At 76.8% G+C, this 14,833-nt stretch carries 14 protein-coding genes; 4 read left to right on the top strand and 10 right to left on the bottom strand.

What is annotated here, in order from left to right; all coding sequences use genetic code 11:
- Positions 1 to 13 precede the first annotated feature (13 nt).
- On the top strand, positions 14 to 739 hold the full coding sequence (locus tag ACI780_RS07485) for an alpha/beta fold hydrolase (protein WP_456870909.1): 726 nt from the start codon (positions 14 to 16) through the stop codon (positions 737 to 739).
- A 23-nt stretch (positions 740 to 762) separates the two neighbouring features.
- On the opposite strand, the gene ACI780_RS07480 is transcribed toward ACI780_RS07485, so the two are convergent.
- The 9 genes from ACI780_RS07480 to ACI780_RS07440 form a co-directional block, all read right to left on the bottom strand.
- Positions 763 to 1,401, bottom strand: coding sequence for a DUF1345 domain-containing protein (locus ACI780_RS07480; RefSeq protein WP_456870908.1), 639 nt, complete (start codon positions 1,399 to 1,401; stop codon positions 763 to 765).
- Positions 1,402 to 1,446: 45 nt separating this feature from the next.
- Positions 1,447 to 1,821, bottom strand: a complete 375-nt coding sequence (locus ACI780_RS07475; RefSeq protein ID WP_456870907.1) for a cupin domain-containing protein — start codon at positions 1,819 to 1,821, stop codon at positions 1,447 to 1,449.
- 123 nt (positions 1,822 to 1,944) lie between these two features.
- Positions 1,945 to 2,565 (bottom strand): maleylpyruvate isomerase family mycothiol-dependent enzyme, encoded by a 621-nt coding sequence (locus tag ACI780_RS07470; RefSeq protein WP_456870906.1) that lies wholly within the window; start codon positions 2,563 to 2,565, stop codon positions 1,945 to 1,947.
- A gap of 132 nt (positions 2,566 to 2,697) precedes the next feature.
- Entirely contained in the window at positions 2,698 to 3,276 is a 579-nt protein-coding gene (locus tag ACI780_RS07465) for a TetR/AcrR family transcriptional regulator (RefSeq protein ID WP_457001920.1), read from the bottom strand.
- 20 nt (positions 3,277 to 3,296) lie between these two features.
- Positions 3,297 to 3,767 carry a copper chaperone PCu(A)C gene (locus tag ACI780_RS07460; RefSeq protein WP_457001919.1) on the bottom strand — a complete coding sequence of 157 codons (471 nt, stop codon included), beginning with the start codon at positions 3,765 to 3,767 and terminating at the stop codon, positions 3,297 to 3,299.
- Positions 3,764 to 4,168 carry a DUF302 domain-containing protein gene (locus ACI780_RS07455; protein ID WP_457001917.1) on the bottom strand — a complete coding sequence of 135 codons (405 nt, stop codon included), beginning with the start codon at positions 4,166 to 4,168 and terminating at the stop codon, positions 3,764 to 3,766. The genes ACI780_RS07460 and ACI780_RS07455 overlap by 4 nt, the downstream gene beginning before the upstream one ends.
- Positions 4,169 to 4,268: 100 nt before the next feature.
- A complete protein-coding gene (locus ACI780_RS07450) occupies positions 4,269 to 5,192 on the bottom strand; it encodes a universal stress protein (protein ID WP_457001915.1) in 924 nt (307 codons plus the stop codon).
- Between the two features lie 53 nt (positions 5,193 to 5,245).
- Positions 5,246 to 7,837, bottom strand: a complete 2,592-nt coding sequence (locus ACI780_RS07445; RefSeq protein ID WP_457001913.1) for an EAL domain-containing protein — start codon at positions 7,835 to 7,837, stop codon at positions 5,246 to 5,248.
- Between the two features lie 189 nt (positions 7,838 to 8,026).
- Positions 8,027 to 8,629: a CGNR zinc finger domain-containing protein gene (locus ACI780_RS07440; protein ID WP_457001911.1), complete on the bottom strand. Its 603-nt coding sequence runs from the start codon at positions 8,627 to 8,629 to the stop codon at positions 8,027 to 8,029.
- Positions 8,630 to 8,739: 110 nt separating this feature from the next.
- Between ACI780_RS07440 and ACI780_RS07435 the strand changes: the two genes are divergently transcribed.
- From ACI780_RS07435 to ACI780_RS07425, 3 genes are read left to right on the top strand one after another with little or no spacing between them, the layout of a single operon-like run.
- Complete coding sequence (locus ACI780_RS07435) at positions 8,740 to 9,972, top strand: Bcr/CflA family efflux MFS transporter (RefSeq protein ID WP_457001909.1); 1,233 nt, start codon at positions 8,740 to 8,742, stop codon at positions 9,970 to 9,972.
- Positions 9,973 to 9,988: 16 nt separating this feature from the next.
- On the top strand, positions 9,989 to 11,857 hold the full coding sequence (locus tag ACI780_RS07430; RefSeq protein ID WP_457001907.1) for a glycoside hydrolase family 2 protein: 1,869 nt from the start codon (positions 9,989 to 9,991) through the stop codon (positions 11,855 to 11,857).
- A 55-nt stretch (positions 11,858 to 11,912) separates the two neighbouring features.
- A complete protein-coding gene (locus ACI780_RS07425; protein ID WP_456870900.1) occupies positions 11,913 to 12,320 on the top strand; it encodes a hypothetical protein in 408 nt (135 codons plus the stop codon).
- A 23-nt stretch (positions 12,321 to 12,343) separates the two neighbouring features.
- Here ACI780_RS07425 and ACI780_RS07420 read toward each other — a convergent pair whose 3' ends face one another.
- Entirely contained in the window at positions 12,344 to 14,794 is a 2,451-nt protein-coding gene (locus tag ACI780_RS07420; RefSeq protein ID WP_457001904.1) for a DUF3376 domain-containing protein, read from the bottom strand.
- Positions 14,795 to 14,833 lie beyond the last annotated feature (39 nt).

Genomic DNA, 14,833 nt, shown 5'->3' with positions numbered 1-14,833 from the left:
ACGAGGGAGACCCGTGACCAGCAAGCAGACCGTCGTCCTCGTCCACGGCGCCTACGCCGAGTCCTCGAGCTGGAACAGCGTCATCCGGCCCCTGGCCGCCGAGGGGCACCGCGTCGTCGCCTGGGCCAACCCGCTGCGGAGCGTCGCCGCCGACGCCGCCGCCCTCAGCGACCTCCTGCGGACCGTCGAGGGACCCGTGCTGCTCGTGGGGCACTCCTACGGCGGCGCGGTCGTCACCAACGTGGCGCCCGACGCCGGCGACGTCGTCGGGCTGGTGTTCGTCGCCGCGTTCGCGCTGGCACCCGGCGAGAGCTGCGCGGACGCCTCCGCCCTCGTCCCCGGCAGCACGCTGGGCGAGACGCAGGTGCGGGTGCCCCTGGCGGGCGGCGGCGCCGACACCTACATCGCCCCGGACCGCTACCACCAGCAGTTCTGCGCCGACCTGCCCCACGAGGAGGCGCTGCTGATGTCGGTCACCCAGCGGCCGATCACCGAGGCCGCGCTGGGCGAGGCGTCCGGGGACCGGCCGCTGTGGCGCGACCTGCCGAGCTGGTTCCTCTTCGGGGAGCTCGACCGCAACATCCCCGTGGGCGCCCACCGCCGCATGGCCGAGCGGGCCGGGGCGCGGCGCGCCGTGGAGGTCCCCGGCGCCTCCCACGTCGTCGGGATGTCCCACCACGACGAGGCGACCCGGCTGGTGCTGGAGGCGGCCGCGGCGACGGCGTCGGTCACCGCCTGAGGCCGGGCGGCGCCCGGCGCCGGTCAGCCAGCGCGCAGGCTCGCCACGAGGTTGATCGTGGTGGCGAGGATCCCGGTGCCGAACAGGTAGGACAGCAGCGCGTGGCGCAGCGCGGTGCCGCGCAGCACCGTCGACTGCAGCGTCGTGTCCGACACCTGGAAGGTCATGCCGACGGTGAACGCCAGGTAGGCGAAGTCGCGGTAGGTGGGCGCCTCGGCGCCGGTGAAGTCGATCCCTCCCACCGGCTCGGCGTAGTACAGCGCGGCGTACCGGAGCGTGTAGAGGGTGTGCACCAGCGCCCAGGAGAGCACGACCGACACCACGCCCAGGACCACCCGCAGCAGTTCCTCCGGTCCGCTCCCCTGGTCGGCGCGGGCCAGGACGACGGCCACGACGACGAGGCTGGCGATGGCGGCCACCAGCAGGATGACGTCCGTCGTCACCCGGTTCAGGTCGGTGGTGGTCGCCCGCCGCGCGGTCGCCGCGGCGTCCATGCGCAGCAGCCCGAACACCAGCCAGCCGGTGTAGAGCCCCGCCACCGTGTCCCAGCCCAGCATCAGCCCCAGAGCCGGGGACCGGGCCCAGCCCACCGTGACCGCGACGGCGACCCCGAGCGCCACCGCGACGAGGGCCTCTCCCCGCGCGGAGCCGACCAGCCTCACGGGTGCCGAGGTCCTGCGGTCACCACCCGGCGGGCGCCCGTGCGGTCACCCGGTCACCAGGGTGACCAGGGGCTGCGCCGGGTCGACGAGGTAGGTGGACAGCATCTGCCCCGTCCCCGGGCCGAGGTCGCGGGCGTTGTGCGGGGTGCCGGGCGGGATGAGGAACCCCTCCCCCGCGTGCAGCGTCCGTGGCGGCTGCCCCTGGACCTGCACCTCCACCGTCCCCGCGGCGATGTACCCGACCTCCTCCCCCGGGTGGGTGTGCCACCCGGACTCCACGCCGACCGGGATCTCGGTGAGGACCTGCACGACCACGCGGCCGGGGACCGACAGGGGTCCGCGCTGGACCTCGGTGCGCGTGAGCCTGCCGGCGAAGGCGTCGCCGGCGGACCTGGGTGCGGGGGCGGGATCGGACGACACGGCCGGACCTCCCGGGACGGTGGGTGCGTCCCGTCACCGTGGCGGGTGGACGGCGGCGGCACATCGGCCATCCGACTGCGGATCCGTCGCGCACCGACCGCCGCCACCCGCCGGCAGGCGGCCTCAGCGACCGAGGGCGCGGCCGTCCGGGAGCGTGCGGCCGGCCAGCAGCGCGACCAGCGAGCCGGTGTCCGCGCGGACGGGCACCCCGTCGCCCCGGCTCCACGCCGTGTCGGTGGCCTCGAGGCGGACCCCGGTCAGGTCGGTGCCGAACACCGCGCCGCCGGCGGCGGCGAGGTGCTCGAGGACGGCGACCACGGCCTCCGCCGGCGCGACCGGCGGCCGGCCGAGCGCGACCGTCACGTCCAGCGAGTGGATGACGGCGTGGCTGAGGGCCCCCACCGCACCGCCGCCCGGCGGCTGCCACGCGTGCAGCTGCGGTGAGCGCAGCGCGGCCAGCAGGTCGGCGGTCGGCAGCGCGGCGTCGCGCGCCGCCACGGTGTCGGACAGGACGCCGAAGTCGCCGCCGGCCGCCGCCATCTCGGCGCCGAACCGCTCGGGCGTCAGCCGCACCGGCATCGTCACGTGCGCCACCACGTGCCGGACCTGCCACCCCGCACACAGCGACGGCGCGTCCCAGACCCCCTCGGGACCGGACGCCAGCAGTGCGGCCAGTCCGTCGTACGTCGGTCCCACCCAGGCCTGCAGGTCGTCCCGTGCCCCGCCGCGCCCGTCCACGTCCATCCTCGTCCCCTCCACCCGGCCGGCCCGGTCGCCGGCGCCGACAGGAGGACGCCCGCCGGAGCCCGGACTCATCGGCCGGTCATCCTGCCGGTCCGCGGGCCCGGTCGCCGGCACGGTGGGACGGTGCTGCGCTCAGCCGAGCATCCGCCGGGCCTCGGCCAGCGCCCGCCGCATCGCCGCGGGCATCGACGGGCTCCCGCCCGAACGCCGGTGGCAGACCGCGGCGCGCAGCACCGCCAGCCCGACCGCGGCCGCGAGGTCGGCGTCGGCGGGTCCGGCGGTGCCGCCCCGCGCGGCCAGCGCGGCCGCGAGCTGGGCCTCCAGCTGCTGCTGCACCGCCAGCGTGCGGCGCAGCAGGGCGGGGTGCCCGTCGACCAGCTCGCCCTGCAGGTCCAGCAGCTCCTGCTGGGACTCCAGGAAGTCGGCGAAGGCGAGGAGGACGGCCGGCAACCGGTCCCGGCCCGGGACGTCGGCCTCCACGGAGGCGACGGCGCGGGTGAGCGCGGCCGAGAACGGCTCCCGGTAGCCGACGACCACGTCCTCCTTCGACCGGAAGTGCCGGTAGAAGGTGGCCGGGCTGACGTCGGCGGCCCGGCACACCTCCCCCACGGTCACCGCCTCGTAGCCGTGCCGGCGGAACAGCTCCACGGCGGCCCGCTCGATGCGCGCCCGCGTCTCCGGTGCGCCGGCCAGGCGCCGGTCCTCCGCCATCCCGGCCTCCGGCGGGGGGCTCACGAGGTGCCGACCGGGACCTGGGCCGCGACGTCACCGGCGACGGCGAACTCGAAGGTCACCGGCACGCTCTGCCCGACCGGCAGGTCCTCGGTCAGCCCCGTCAGCCGCAGCCGCACCGGGCCGCTCGTCGCGTCCACCGTGCCACCGGCGGGGACGGGGATGCCGCCGGCCGCCGGGGCGCCGTCCTCGCCGAGGAGCTCGACCGACGCGGCCGCCGCGGTGCTGACGGTGACCAGCCGGTCCTCCTCGTCACCGTCGTTGACCAGCGCCGCGCGCAGGTCGACGTCGCCGCCGGCGGGCACCGTGCCCGAGGTGTCGAGGAAGGCGTCGACCACCTGGACCGAGCCCGCCTGCGCGTTCACCCCCGCGGTGGCCGGGGCCTCGGTCTCGGTGGCCGCGTCCTTCCCGGCGTCGCAGCCGACGAGCAGCACCAGCGCGGCGCCGGCGGCGGCGAGGCCCCGCCTCACCGCGCTCCCCCCGCCTCGGCGACGAGCTGCCCGAGCAGCCCGAGCAGCCCGCGCAGCTTCGTCAGCGTCGCCTGCTCGGCACCGACGTCGTAGCGGTCGGCGAGGACGGCGGGGTCCTGGGAGGCCACTCGGGTCGTGCCGTCCTGGGACCACACCAGCACCCGCAGCGGCAGGTCGAACCCGCAGCGCGGATCGGCCTGCATGAGTGCCGTCCCGACCGCCGGGTTGCCGAAGACGAGGAGCACCTCGTCGGCCAGCTCCAGTCCCGCGGCGCGCGCACCGGCTGCGTGGTCGATGGTCGCGAACACCTCGACCCCGCGGGCGCGCAGCCCGGCGGTCAGCCGGCCGACGACGGCCGCGACGTCCCCGGGGACCTCGGTCACCTGCAGCTCGTCGGACACCTGCCCTCCCTCGGCCGGCGCTGCCGTGGCCGGCACACCCGCCGACCATCCCCCGACCTCCGGCGGACGGCATCCGCCATCTGACCACCGTCGCGGGCGGTCACCCCCCGGCTCGCGGCGACCGGACCACCGCCACCGGACACGGCGAGTAGGTGAGGCAGCGCAGGCCCACCGAGCCGAGCAGCAGGCTCGACCAGCCGGTCCGGCCGCGCGACCCCACCACGAGCAGGTCGGCGGAGTCGGCCAGCTCGGTGAGCACGTCCCAGTCGACGCCCTCGACGGTCTCCGCCCGCAGCTGCAGGTCCGGGGTCCGCCCCTGCCACGCCTCGTGCACCGTCGTGCGGAGGACGACGTCGGCCTGCTCCCGCAGCGTGGTGCCGGGCACCGCCCACGGCGGGCCGCCGTAGCCGGACACGGTGTCGGTCCAGGCGTGCACGACGTGCAGCTCGGCGCCGCGCAGCCGCGCCTCGGCCGCGGCGAAGCGCACCGCCGCCACCGACTCCGCCGAGCCGTCGACCCCGACCAGCACCCGGCTGCCGGTGCCCTGCCACAGCACGGCACCGTGCGTGGACTCGTCGTCCCGGACGACGGCCACCGGTCCCCGGGCGTACTGGGCGCACTGCTGGCTCACCGAGCCGAGCAGCGCCCCGCGCAGCGGCCCCCGCCCGCGGGAGCCGGCGACGAGCAGCCCGTCCTCGCCGGCGGCGTCGACCAGCTGCTGCACGGGGTGCCCGAACCGCACCTCCGGGTGCACCGGGACGGCGTCGGTCCCCGTCGAGGCGGCGACGTCGGCGGCCTCCGCGGCCATCCGGGACCGCACGTCCGCCTCGAGGTCGGCGACGTCGGGCCGGCCGACGCCGCCGTCGTGGCGGTGCGGCGGCAGGTCCGGCGGCCAGACGGTGACCGCCCGGACCGGCACCCCGTGCAGACCCGCCTCCCGGAGCGCCCAGGCCAGGGCGGTGCGCGCCCCGTCGGACCCGTCCACCCCCACCACGACCTCGCGCGGCGTCGTCGCGTCGTCCACGGTGCTCCCCTCGTGGCCGTGCCGGCCCGCGGCCGCGGCCGGTCGGACCCGCCCTACCCCGCGGAGCGGCGCCGGTCCCCTCCCCCGTCGACCGCGGTCCCCCTCCCGGCCGGGCAGCGGCTCCCCCGACGGTCGTCGGCGCAGGTGGGCCGCGGTGCGGGCGTCTCGACCACGTGGGCGAAGACGTAGGCGGGCCGCCCGGCCAGGTCGTGCGCGACGGTCGCCCGCACGCGGGCGGGGACCACGGTCCCGTCGGCGTGCAGGTAGCGCTTGGTCACGTCGTGCACCGACACCGTGCCGTCGCGCGCCTGGCCGAGGTTGACGACGTCCTGGGCCAGGTCGTCGGGGTGGGTCACGTCGGCCACGGACAGGCCGGCGAACTCCTCCGCGGTGCGCCCCACCAGCGCCTCGTAGGCCTTGTTGACGCGGATGAAGCGACCGTCCATGCCGGTCAGCGCCATGCCGATGGGCGCCTCGTCGAAGGCGTGGCGGAACATCGCCTCGCTCTCCCGCAGCGCCTGCTGCGCGGTCACCTCCGCCGTGACGTCCCGCGAGGTCGTCACCAGCTCCCGCAGCGCGCCGTCCTCGTCGGTCAGCCGCTGCACCGACGTGCGCAGCCACCGCACGCGGCCGTCGCGGTCCAGCGCCCGGTGCACGGCGCCGTCGAGCGTGCCGCTGCGCACCAGCGGCAGGCCGGAGCGGACGCGCTCGGCGTCCTCCGGGTGCAGCAGCGCGAGCACCGATCGGCCCAGGAGCTCCTGCGGCAGCCAGCCGAGGACCGGCCCGGTGGTGGCCGAGGCGTAGGTGATGACCCGCTCCGGCGTCGAGACGAACACCATCTCGTCGGCCCCCTGCAGCAGCAGGGACGCGCGCGGGGGGTCGGCGATCCCCGCGGTGGCCCCCGGCCCGGCGCCGGTCAGGACGGGTGCCGGCGCGGGGCGGCCGAAGAGCCAGCCCTGCGCGGCGTCGCAGCCCATGGCGACGAGCTGCTGGGCCTGCTCGAGGGTCTCCACCCCCTCGGCGCACACCCGCCGGCCGAGGCTGTGGGCCGCCTCCACGACGAGCCGCACGAGGATCGCGTCGGCCGGGTCGGTGGTGACCCGCGCGACGAACGAGCGGTCGATCTTCACCTGGTGCACCGGCAGCCGGCGCAGCAGCGTCAGCGACGAGTGGCCGGCGCCGAAGTCGTCCAGTGCGAGGCGGACGCCGAGCTCGCGCAGCTCCTCCAGCCGGCGGGCGGTGGCGTCGAGGTCGGTGACCGCCGCCGTCTCGGTGATCTCCAGGCACAGCCGCGACGGCGCCAGGCCCGAGGCCTGCAGGGCCGACACCACGTCGTCGACGAAGCGGCGCCGCCCGAGCTGCACCGGCGAGACGTTCACCGCGACGGTCGGCAGCGCACCCGAGGGCCCGGCCGGCCAGCCCGCGGCCGCCGCGCAGGCGGTGTGCAGCACCCAGCGGCCGAGGTCGACGATCAGCCCGGTGCGCTCGGCGAGCGGGATGAAGCGGTCCGGGGGGATCCAGCCGAGCTCCCCGTCCTGCCACCGCGCCAGGGCCTCGAAGCCGGTCACCTGGCCGGTGGGCAGCGTCACCACCGGCTGGAACTGCAGGGTCAGACCGCCGGCGTCGACCGCCGCGCGCAGCCGGCGCTCCAGCGAGTGCCGCGCCCGGACCTCGTCGGCCGTCTCCTGGTCGGCCAGCAGGTCAGGGACGAACCGCTCGGCCCGCCCGCGGCCGAGGGACTTCGCCTGGTACATCGCGAGGTCGGCCCGGGTGAGCAGCGTGTCCAGCGCGTCGGCCCCGAACGGCTCGTCGTCGGCCGGCCCGTCGGCGACGCCGACGCTCGCCCCGATCGTCACGACCTCCTCGCCGCCGGTGGCCGCGGACACCGTCACGGGGGCCGCGGCGGCGAGCAGGATGCGCTGGGTGAGCCCCTCGGCCTGCGTCGGGGTCAGCCGGTTCGCGACGAGCAGGGCGAACTCGTCCCCGCCCAGGCGCACCGCGAGGTCGCCCTCCCGGGCGAGGCACCGCAGGCGCCGGGCGAACTCGACGAGGACCTGGTCACCGGCCGCGTGCCCCAGGTGGTCGTTGACGTCCTTGAACCGGTCCAGGTCGATGTAGAGGAGCGCACCGGGGCGGGGCCCGTCGCCGGGCGTCCCCCACTGCTCCTCGAGGAACGAACGGTTCGGCAAGCCGGTCAGCGGGTCGTGCGCGGCCCGGTGGGCGTAGTGCCGGGCGAGGTGCTCGAACACGGTGGCCACGGGGACGACGCCGTACCGCCCGCCCGCCGTCCGCACGACGATCGCCTCGGGCACCGGGTCGTCGGTGCGGCGCCTGCGGGCCAGCACGGCGGCGGCGTCGCCCAGCGTGCACCCGTCGGCCAGGACGACGGTGCCGGGCGGGACCGGCGCGGTCGCCGGCCGCTGCCCGCGGTGGAGGGGACCGGGATCGCGCCGCGGGGCCGGGAGCCGCTCGAGCCAGCTGCGCGTCAGCAGCACCGGACCCTCGGCGCCGGTGAGCACCACCCACCGCAGCGAGCCGTCGGCCCGGAGGAGGTCCGCGACGACGGACAGGGGCGTCCCGGCCGGCACGGTGCGCACCGGCAGGGCGAGGTCACCGAGCGTCTGCGGGGCTCCCAGGGGGGACACGACGGGAGACGGTGCCACGTCGGTCCGGTCCTGCAGCGAGGGCGCCAGGAGCACGCCTGCGTCGGGCATCGGGGAGCCCCTTCCTGTTGCGGTCAGGGACATGTCGGCACCCGCGCGCTCCCGCTCCCCTCCCGTCGCTGCCGGTGTCCCCCACAAGGGGGACCCGCGCTACCGGGTGGCCCGCGCCGGTCAGGCCTCGACCGGGGGCACCGCGTCCGACGGCGTCGCCGTCGTCTGCGGGGGGCGGGCGCGCCGGGTGGCGTAGGCGCGCCGCATCTTGACGTGGTTGCCGCAGCCGGCCATGGAGCACCACCGGCGGGTCTGGTTGCGCGAGGAGTCGAAGAAGGCCCACCGGCAGGTGTCGCGGGCGCACACCTTGAGCCGCACCCAGGTCCGGTCCTCGGCGCACTGGCGGACGGCGTCGACGATCCCGGCGCCGGCGTGGGCGAGGGGTGTGTCGAGCGCGGCGACGAAGCGGTGGCCACCCTCGGTGAACACCAGCCGCACGGGGACCTGGGCGAGCGCGGTGTTGAGCGCCACGACCGCGGCTGGGTCGCTCGCGTGGCCGGCGTGGTCGAGCAGGACGGCGCGCAGCCCCTCTCGGAGGGTCGTGGCCGTGGTGAGGTCGGCCTCGTCCAACCGGGCGTCCGGCGGCACGAGCCGGTGGGACGCCAGCCAGTCGCGCAGCTGCTCCGGCGTGGCGAGGGACTCCGCGCCGACCTGTGGCTCGCGGGTGTTGACGAGGTCGCGCAGCAGGCGCGCGGCGGGCGGGACGGCCGGCTCGTCGTCCATGGCGACCTCCTGTCTGTGACACCACCGTACCGGTTTGACAGGTGTGACGCGTCACTGTCAGGGTCGATCGACACCACCGTCAAGGTCTGACTGGTGTCAGGGAGGTCGTCATGGGCGAGGTCGCACCGCAGGGCGGCCGGTTCCCGGTCCCGCTCGTGGTGGTGCTGGGGCTGCTGACCGCGCTGGGCCCGCTGTCGATCGACCTGTACCTGCCGGCCTTCCCCGCCCTGCAGCGCGAGCTCGGTGCCGGGAACGGCGCCGTGCAGCTGACGCTGGCCGGCACGACGCTGGGCCTGGGGCTGGGGCAGCTGGTCGTCGGCACCTGGAGCGACCGGATCGGGCGACGGATCCCGCTCCTGCTCTCCACCGGGGTGTTCGTGTCGGCCACGGTCGCCTGCGCACTGGCTCCCACGGTCGAGGTCCTCTGCGCGCTCCGCGTGATGCAGGGCATCGGAGCGGCCGGCAGCGCGGTGCTCGTGCTCGCGGTCGTGCGCGACGTGGCCGAGGGCCGCACGCTGGTGCTGCTGCTGGCCCGGGTCGCGCTGGTGACCACGACGGCGCCGCTGGTCGCGCCGGTGCTGGGAGCGGAACTGCTGCGCGTCGTCGGCTGGCGGGGCGTCTTCGCCGTCCTGGCCGCCGCGGCCGCCCTGGTCCTCGCTGCCACGGCGCTGCTCGTGCCCGAGACCCGCACGGCCCGCACCGTCCCGGTGCCCCTGCGCGGCCGGGTGCGCGAGGTCTGGTCCGACCGGGCCTTCCGCCGGGCCACGCTGGTGGCGAGCACGACCTACGCCGGCGTCTACGCCTACGTCGCCGCCTCACCGCTGCTGCTGCAGGAGGTGCACGGCCTGAGCGCCCGCGCCTTCGCCCTCGCGTTCCTCGCCAACTCCCTCGGCCTCGTCGTCGGCGTGCAGGTCAGCGCCGTGCTCGTCAGGAGGATCGCCACCGAGCGGGTGCTCACCGGCGCCACGGCCCTCACCGTGGCCGCCGCTGCCGCGCTGGTGCCGGCCCAGGAGGCCGGCGCGTCCGGGGTCCTGGTCTGCCTGTGGGTCTTCGTCGCCGGCTGCGGCGGCTGCTTCCCGTGCGCGGAGGCCCTCGCGCTTGGGAGCCAGGGCGGGCACGCCGGCACGGCCACCTCGCTCCACGGGTTCGCCACCTTCACCGCGGCCGGGCTGGCATCCCCGCTGCCCGGGCTCGTCGGCATCAGCGACGCGACGCCCCTGGCGGTCGTGCTGCTCGCCACCTCGATCACCGGCCTCGCCGGCACGTGCCTGCTCCTCCGCGGCGCGCGGGCCGTCGAGGACCGGACCCGGGCACCGGCCACCTCCGGTGCCGCCGACCGCTGATCCCCGGAGGATCCCCGTGCCCGTTCCCGCCACCGCCCAGGACGGCAGCCACCCCCGACCCCAGCTGGTCCGCGACGCCTGGACCGACCTGTGCGGCCCCTGGCAGTTCACCTACGACGACGACCGCCGCGGGGAGACCGAGCGGTGGTACCGGCCGACCGACGCCGGCGACCGGACGGTCTTCGACCGCGAGATCACCGTGCCCTACCCACCGGAGTCGCCGGCCTCGGGCATCGGGGACCCGGCCCCGCACCCGGTGTCCTGGTACCGGCGGTCGCTGCGGCTGGCCGACGTCGCCGGTGCCGACGCGGTGCGCGAGCGCGGCCACCGCGTCGTCCTGCGGTTCGCCGCGGTGGACTACGCCGCCCGGGTGTGGCTGGACGGCACGCTGCTCGGCGAGCACGAGGGCGGCCAGACGCCGTTCTCCTTCGACGTCACCGCGCTGCTGGCGGCCGGCGGTGCCGACGCAGATGCCGACGCCGAGCACGTCCTGGTGGTGCGCGCGGAGGACGACCCGCGCGACGTCACCCAGCCCCGGGGCAAGCAGGACTGGCTGGATGCTCCGCACGACGTCTGGTACCACCGCACCAGCGGGATCTGGCAGCCGGTGTGGCTCGAGGTCGTCCCGCCGCTGGCCGCCGAGCACCTGGCGTGGACGCCCGACCTCCCCGGTGCGCGGGTGCACCTGGACCTCACCCTCACGGACACGCCGCTGGCACCGGTCACCGTCGCCGTGCGCCTGGTGCTCGGGGACGCCGTCCTGGCCCAGCACACCGTGCAGGTCACCGACCGGCGCAGTTCGATGACGATCACGACCCCCCACCTCGTCAACGGCGAGGCTCGCCAGCACCTGACCTGGTCACCGGAGACCCCGCGCCTGGTGGACGCGCAGGTCCGCCTGCTCGACGACGCAGGTGCGGTGCTCGACGAGGTGGCCAGCTACCTGGGGCTGCGCTCGTCGGGGGTCGGCGCCGGGGCGTTCCTGCTCAACGCGCGCCCCTACGACCTGCGAGCGGTGCTCGCCCAGAACTACTGGCCCGAGTCCCACCTGGCCGCGCCGGACGCCGGGGCGCTGCGCCGCGAGGTGGAGCTGATCAAGGAGCTCGGCTTCAACGCCGTGCGCGTGCACCAGAAGGTCGAGGACCCCCGCTTCCTGTACTGGTGCGACCGGCTCGGCGTCCTCGTGTGGGGCGAGACGGCCAACGCCTACGCGTTCACCCCCGAGGCGGTGCGCCGGCTGACCACCGAGTGGCTCGACGTCGTGCACCGCGACGTCAGCCACCCCTGCATCGTCACCTGGGTGCCGATGAACGAGAGCTGGGGCGTGCACGACGTCGCCACCGACCCCGCCCAGCAGGCCTACACGATCGCGCTGGCCGCGCTGACCCGGGCGGTCGACCCCAGCCGGCCCGTGGTCAGCAACGACGGCTTCGAGCACACCGACTCCGACCTGCTCACGGTGCACGACTACTCCGTCAGCGGGGCTCTGCTCGCCGAGCGGCTCGGCTCTCCGGAGGGTCTGGCGCGGTTGCTGGCCGGGTTCAACCAGCAGGGACGCCGGGTGCTCGCCGCCGGGGACGTCGACCCCGGCCGGCCGGTGGTGCTGAGCGAGTTCGGCGGAGCCCGCTACACCCCCGGCGGGGGCGCCGGGTCGGCGGAGGACTCCTGGGGCTACTGCACCGCGTCCACGGCCGACGAGTTCGCCGCCCTCCTGACCGACTGGTACGACACGGTCCGGGCCTCCCCCGTGCTCGCCGGCTCCTGCTACACCCAGCTCACCGACACCCTGCAGGAGGGGAACGGCCTGCTCGACCGGCACCGCCGTCCCAAGATCCCGATCGACCGGCTGCGGGCGATCATCACGGGACGGCCCGCGGCGCCGTGACCGGACGGGCACCGGACTCGCGGCCCGGTCGTGCGGGGATGACGCAGGATGGGGCGTGCTCTCCGTTCCCCTGGCCCGGGCCCTGCGCGACGCCGGGCTGACGTGGACCCCCGCCCGAGGCGACAGCTTCGTCGTCCCCGACAAGGAGATGGACTCCGACGTCTTCGTGCTCTCGGACATGACCATCGAGGTGCACCAGTTCCCCACCGGGCCGGTCATCGGCTTCAACGGCACCACCGAGTGGGCCCTGGACTCCCTCGAGCAGTCCGAGGCGCTGTGGCTGCCGGCCGAGCACCAGCTGCGCGGGCTGCTCGGCGACGCGTTCGCGGGGCTCGCGCCCACCGGCGAGGGCTACCGGGTCACGCTCCGCGTCGACGGCGCGACGAGCGGGTTCAACGGCCGCGACCCGGCCGAGGCCTACGCCCTGGCGCTGCTCTCCCTGCTGCGGGCACGCCGCCCCTGACCGGCGGGCGGCTGCCCGTCCGGTCACCCCCGCTCGCCGGCCGTCCGCCGGCCGAGCCCGTCGGTCCACCTCCTCCAGCGCCGGCGGACGACGAGCCGGGCGACCGGGGCCCACGGCGGGCGCCAGCGCTGCTGCGGCTTGCGCGCCACCAGCGTGTTGAGCAGCAGCCCGCGCCGGTCCAGGGCGAGGCGCAGCGGGAGGGCCCGCATGGCCGCGTCGACCACGGCGACGACCAGGTGCTCGCCCTTCGACGTGCTGCGGAGCCGGCCGATCAGGTCCTCGTCCTCGATCGTGCGCAGCGCCTGCCGCTCCTCCCGCCACGCGGCCGGGTCCCGGTCCAGTTCGGCGCGCACCGTGGCGGTCTGGACGTCGGTCAGCCAGTCGGCGAGCCGCTTGCGGGTCTCGTCGTCGTCGGGCGACAGCGCGCGCGCCAGGTGCGCCTGCGCGTCGAGCCGGCCGGCGGTCCAGTCCCAGGCGCGCCACTCGGGCAGGCCGAAGGCCGCGAAGTGCATCACCCGGGTGCCGTAGAGCTTCCTGTCCCCCCAGCGCCGGGCGAGCCGGGCGTCCTCCTCCGAGGGGTCCACGAACGGGCTGTCGACGTCCGGCCCGAGCCGCAGGAACCGGAAGGGCGCGGTCCGCCGGAACGCCCCGTAGGCGGTGAACGCCTGGGAGGCGACCTCCACGGCCAGGGCCGCGCGCACGACGTCGGCGGTGTCGAGGGAGCCGCCGATCGCGGAGGCGTATCCCCGGGCCGCCTGCTGCACGCAGTGGGCCAGGGCGGCGGGAGCCCGGAGGGCCTCGATGTGCTGCCGCGCCCAGGCGGCGCAGGCGACGTCCTCGGCCGGCGCGCCGGCGGCCTGCTCGACCAGCCGGGCGGACACGGCGTCCCGGACGGCCTCGACCCGGCTGAGGGCGGAGACGACGTCGGCGATCCCGCCGGCGCCCGGCTGCTCGCCCTGGGCGACGCGGTCGCGGAGGTCGCCGGCGAGCAGGCGGCACACGCGCTCGGCGGTGCCCAGGCCCCAGGCCCAGCCGCCGGGGCCGGGGGTCAGGCCCGTCCCGGCAGGAGGCACCCACGGCAGGTCCTGCTCGAGCAGCCGGTCGAGGTCCACGGTGGTGGCCGGCGCGAGCACCACCCCGCCGCCCTCGTTGGCCGAGGCCAGGGTGGTGCGGACGTCGAGCAGGCCCCCGACCGCCCGCGCCCGCCGGTACTGCTCCAGCAACCCGTCCGCCGCCCCGGTGGGGGCGGCCAGCTCGGCGCGCAGCAGGGTCTCCGGTCCGGCCTGGCGCGCGTCGGCGCGCGCCAGCAGCTCGGCCGCGTCCTCCACGTCCGCGCGGACGTCCCCCTCCCGGGGGAAGCCGACGGCGGAGCCGAGGATGCCCGTCCAGTCCGGGTGGTCGCCGGCGCCGTCCGGCGTCTGCTCCCGGGAGTCCGGTGCGGCCCGGTCCAGGCCGGTCGAGGCCTGCCCGCGGGAGGGCACCACGTACACCAGCAGCCGCCGCACCGGCCCCGTGGCCGGACGGCGGCCGATGGCGTCGAGCACCGGCTGGAAGGGCGCGTTGTCCAGGACGCCGCCGTCGACCAGCCAGCGGTCGCCGTCGCGTTCCACGGGCGCGGCCGGGAGGATCCGGCGCCGGGCGAGCTCGGGTCCCTCCCGCACCGGGGTGAAGGCCACCGGGAAGGACGCCGACGCCCGGGCGGCGGTGACCAGGGCGCTCTCCGCGTCCGGCCCGTCGAAGTCGTCGGTGAGCGCCGGCTGCCACCACGAGGCGTCGGCATCGGCATCGGCATCGGCATCGGCGTCGCCGGGCCGGTAGACGACCCCGTGGTCCTCGGTGCGGCGGAAGCGGTACTGCCGGCGGTGGTCGGCCACGTCGAAGCGCTGGCCGAAGGAGTCCACGTGCGGCCGGGTGGCCGGGCCCAGGGCGGTCGCGGTGACGAACAGCGTGACGGGCCGGCCGCGGGAACCGCCCGCGCCGCCCATCCCGGCGATCTCCTCGCGGACCGCCTCCCGGAAGAAGTCGCCGTCGAGGACGCTGGGCAGCGGGTCCTCCTCGCGGCGGCGCAGCAGCCGCCCCTCCTCCAGGCGGGCGCGGTCGTCCCAGACGCGGCGCAGCCGCGGGCCGCCGTCGCCGCCGGGTGGGTCCAGCGGGACCCCGCGGGCCACCGCCGTGGCCAGCAGGGTGCCGTTGAGGCCGCCGGCGCTGGTGCCGGCGATGACGTCGACGACGACCTCCCCCACGTCGGCGCGCCGGCACAGGTCCACCCAGGCGTCGAACACCGCCCGGTCGTGCTCGGCCACCCCGCCGACGGCGGCCTCGGACTCCCCGGCGGCGACCCGCGACGCCCGCCGGAGCAGGTCGATCTCGTGGGTGACCCCGCCCATCCACACCGCCAGGCTGACGCCGCCGTTGAGGACCAGGGCCAGGCGGACCTCCTGCCGGGAGCGGCCCGGAGCGCTGGAGCGGGACACGGCTGCCTCCTCCTCGTCGGGGTGCCGCGGCACGACGGC

It is taken from the genome of Geodermatophilus sp. SYSU D00814, assembly GCF_054050055.1.
This window is presented reverse-complemented; position numbering and strand designations above follow the sequence as displayed.

What these genes read in the sequence shown, in the direction of transcription:
- ACI780_RS07470 (WP_456870906.1), bottom strand. Translation starts at nt 2,565, where the DNA reads ATGGACGTGGACGGGCGCGGCGGGGCACGGGACGACCTGCAGGCCTGG.
- ACI780_RS07435 (WP_457001909.1), top strand. Translation starts at nt 8,740, where the DNA reads ATGGGCGAGGTCGCACCGCAGGGCGGCCGGTTCCCGGTCCCGCTCGTG.
- ACI780_RS07440 (WP_457001911.1), bottom strand. Translation starts at nt 8,629, where the DNA reads ATGGACGACGAGCCGGCCGTCCCGCCCGCCGCGCGCCTGCTGCGCGAC.
- ACI780_RS07465 (WP_457001920.1), bottom strand. Translation starts at nt 3,276, where the DNA reads ATGGCGGAGGACCGGCGCCTGGCCGGCGCACCGGAGACGCGGGCGCGC.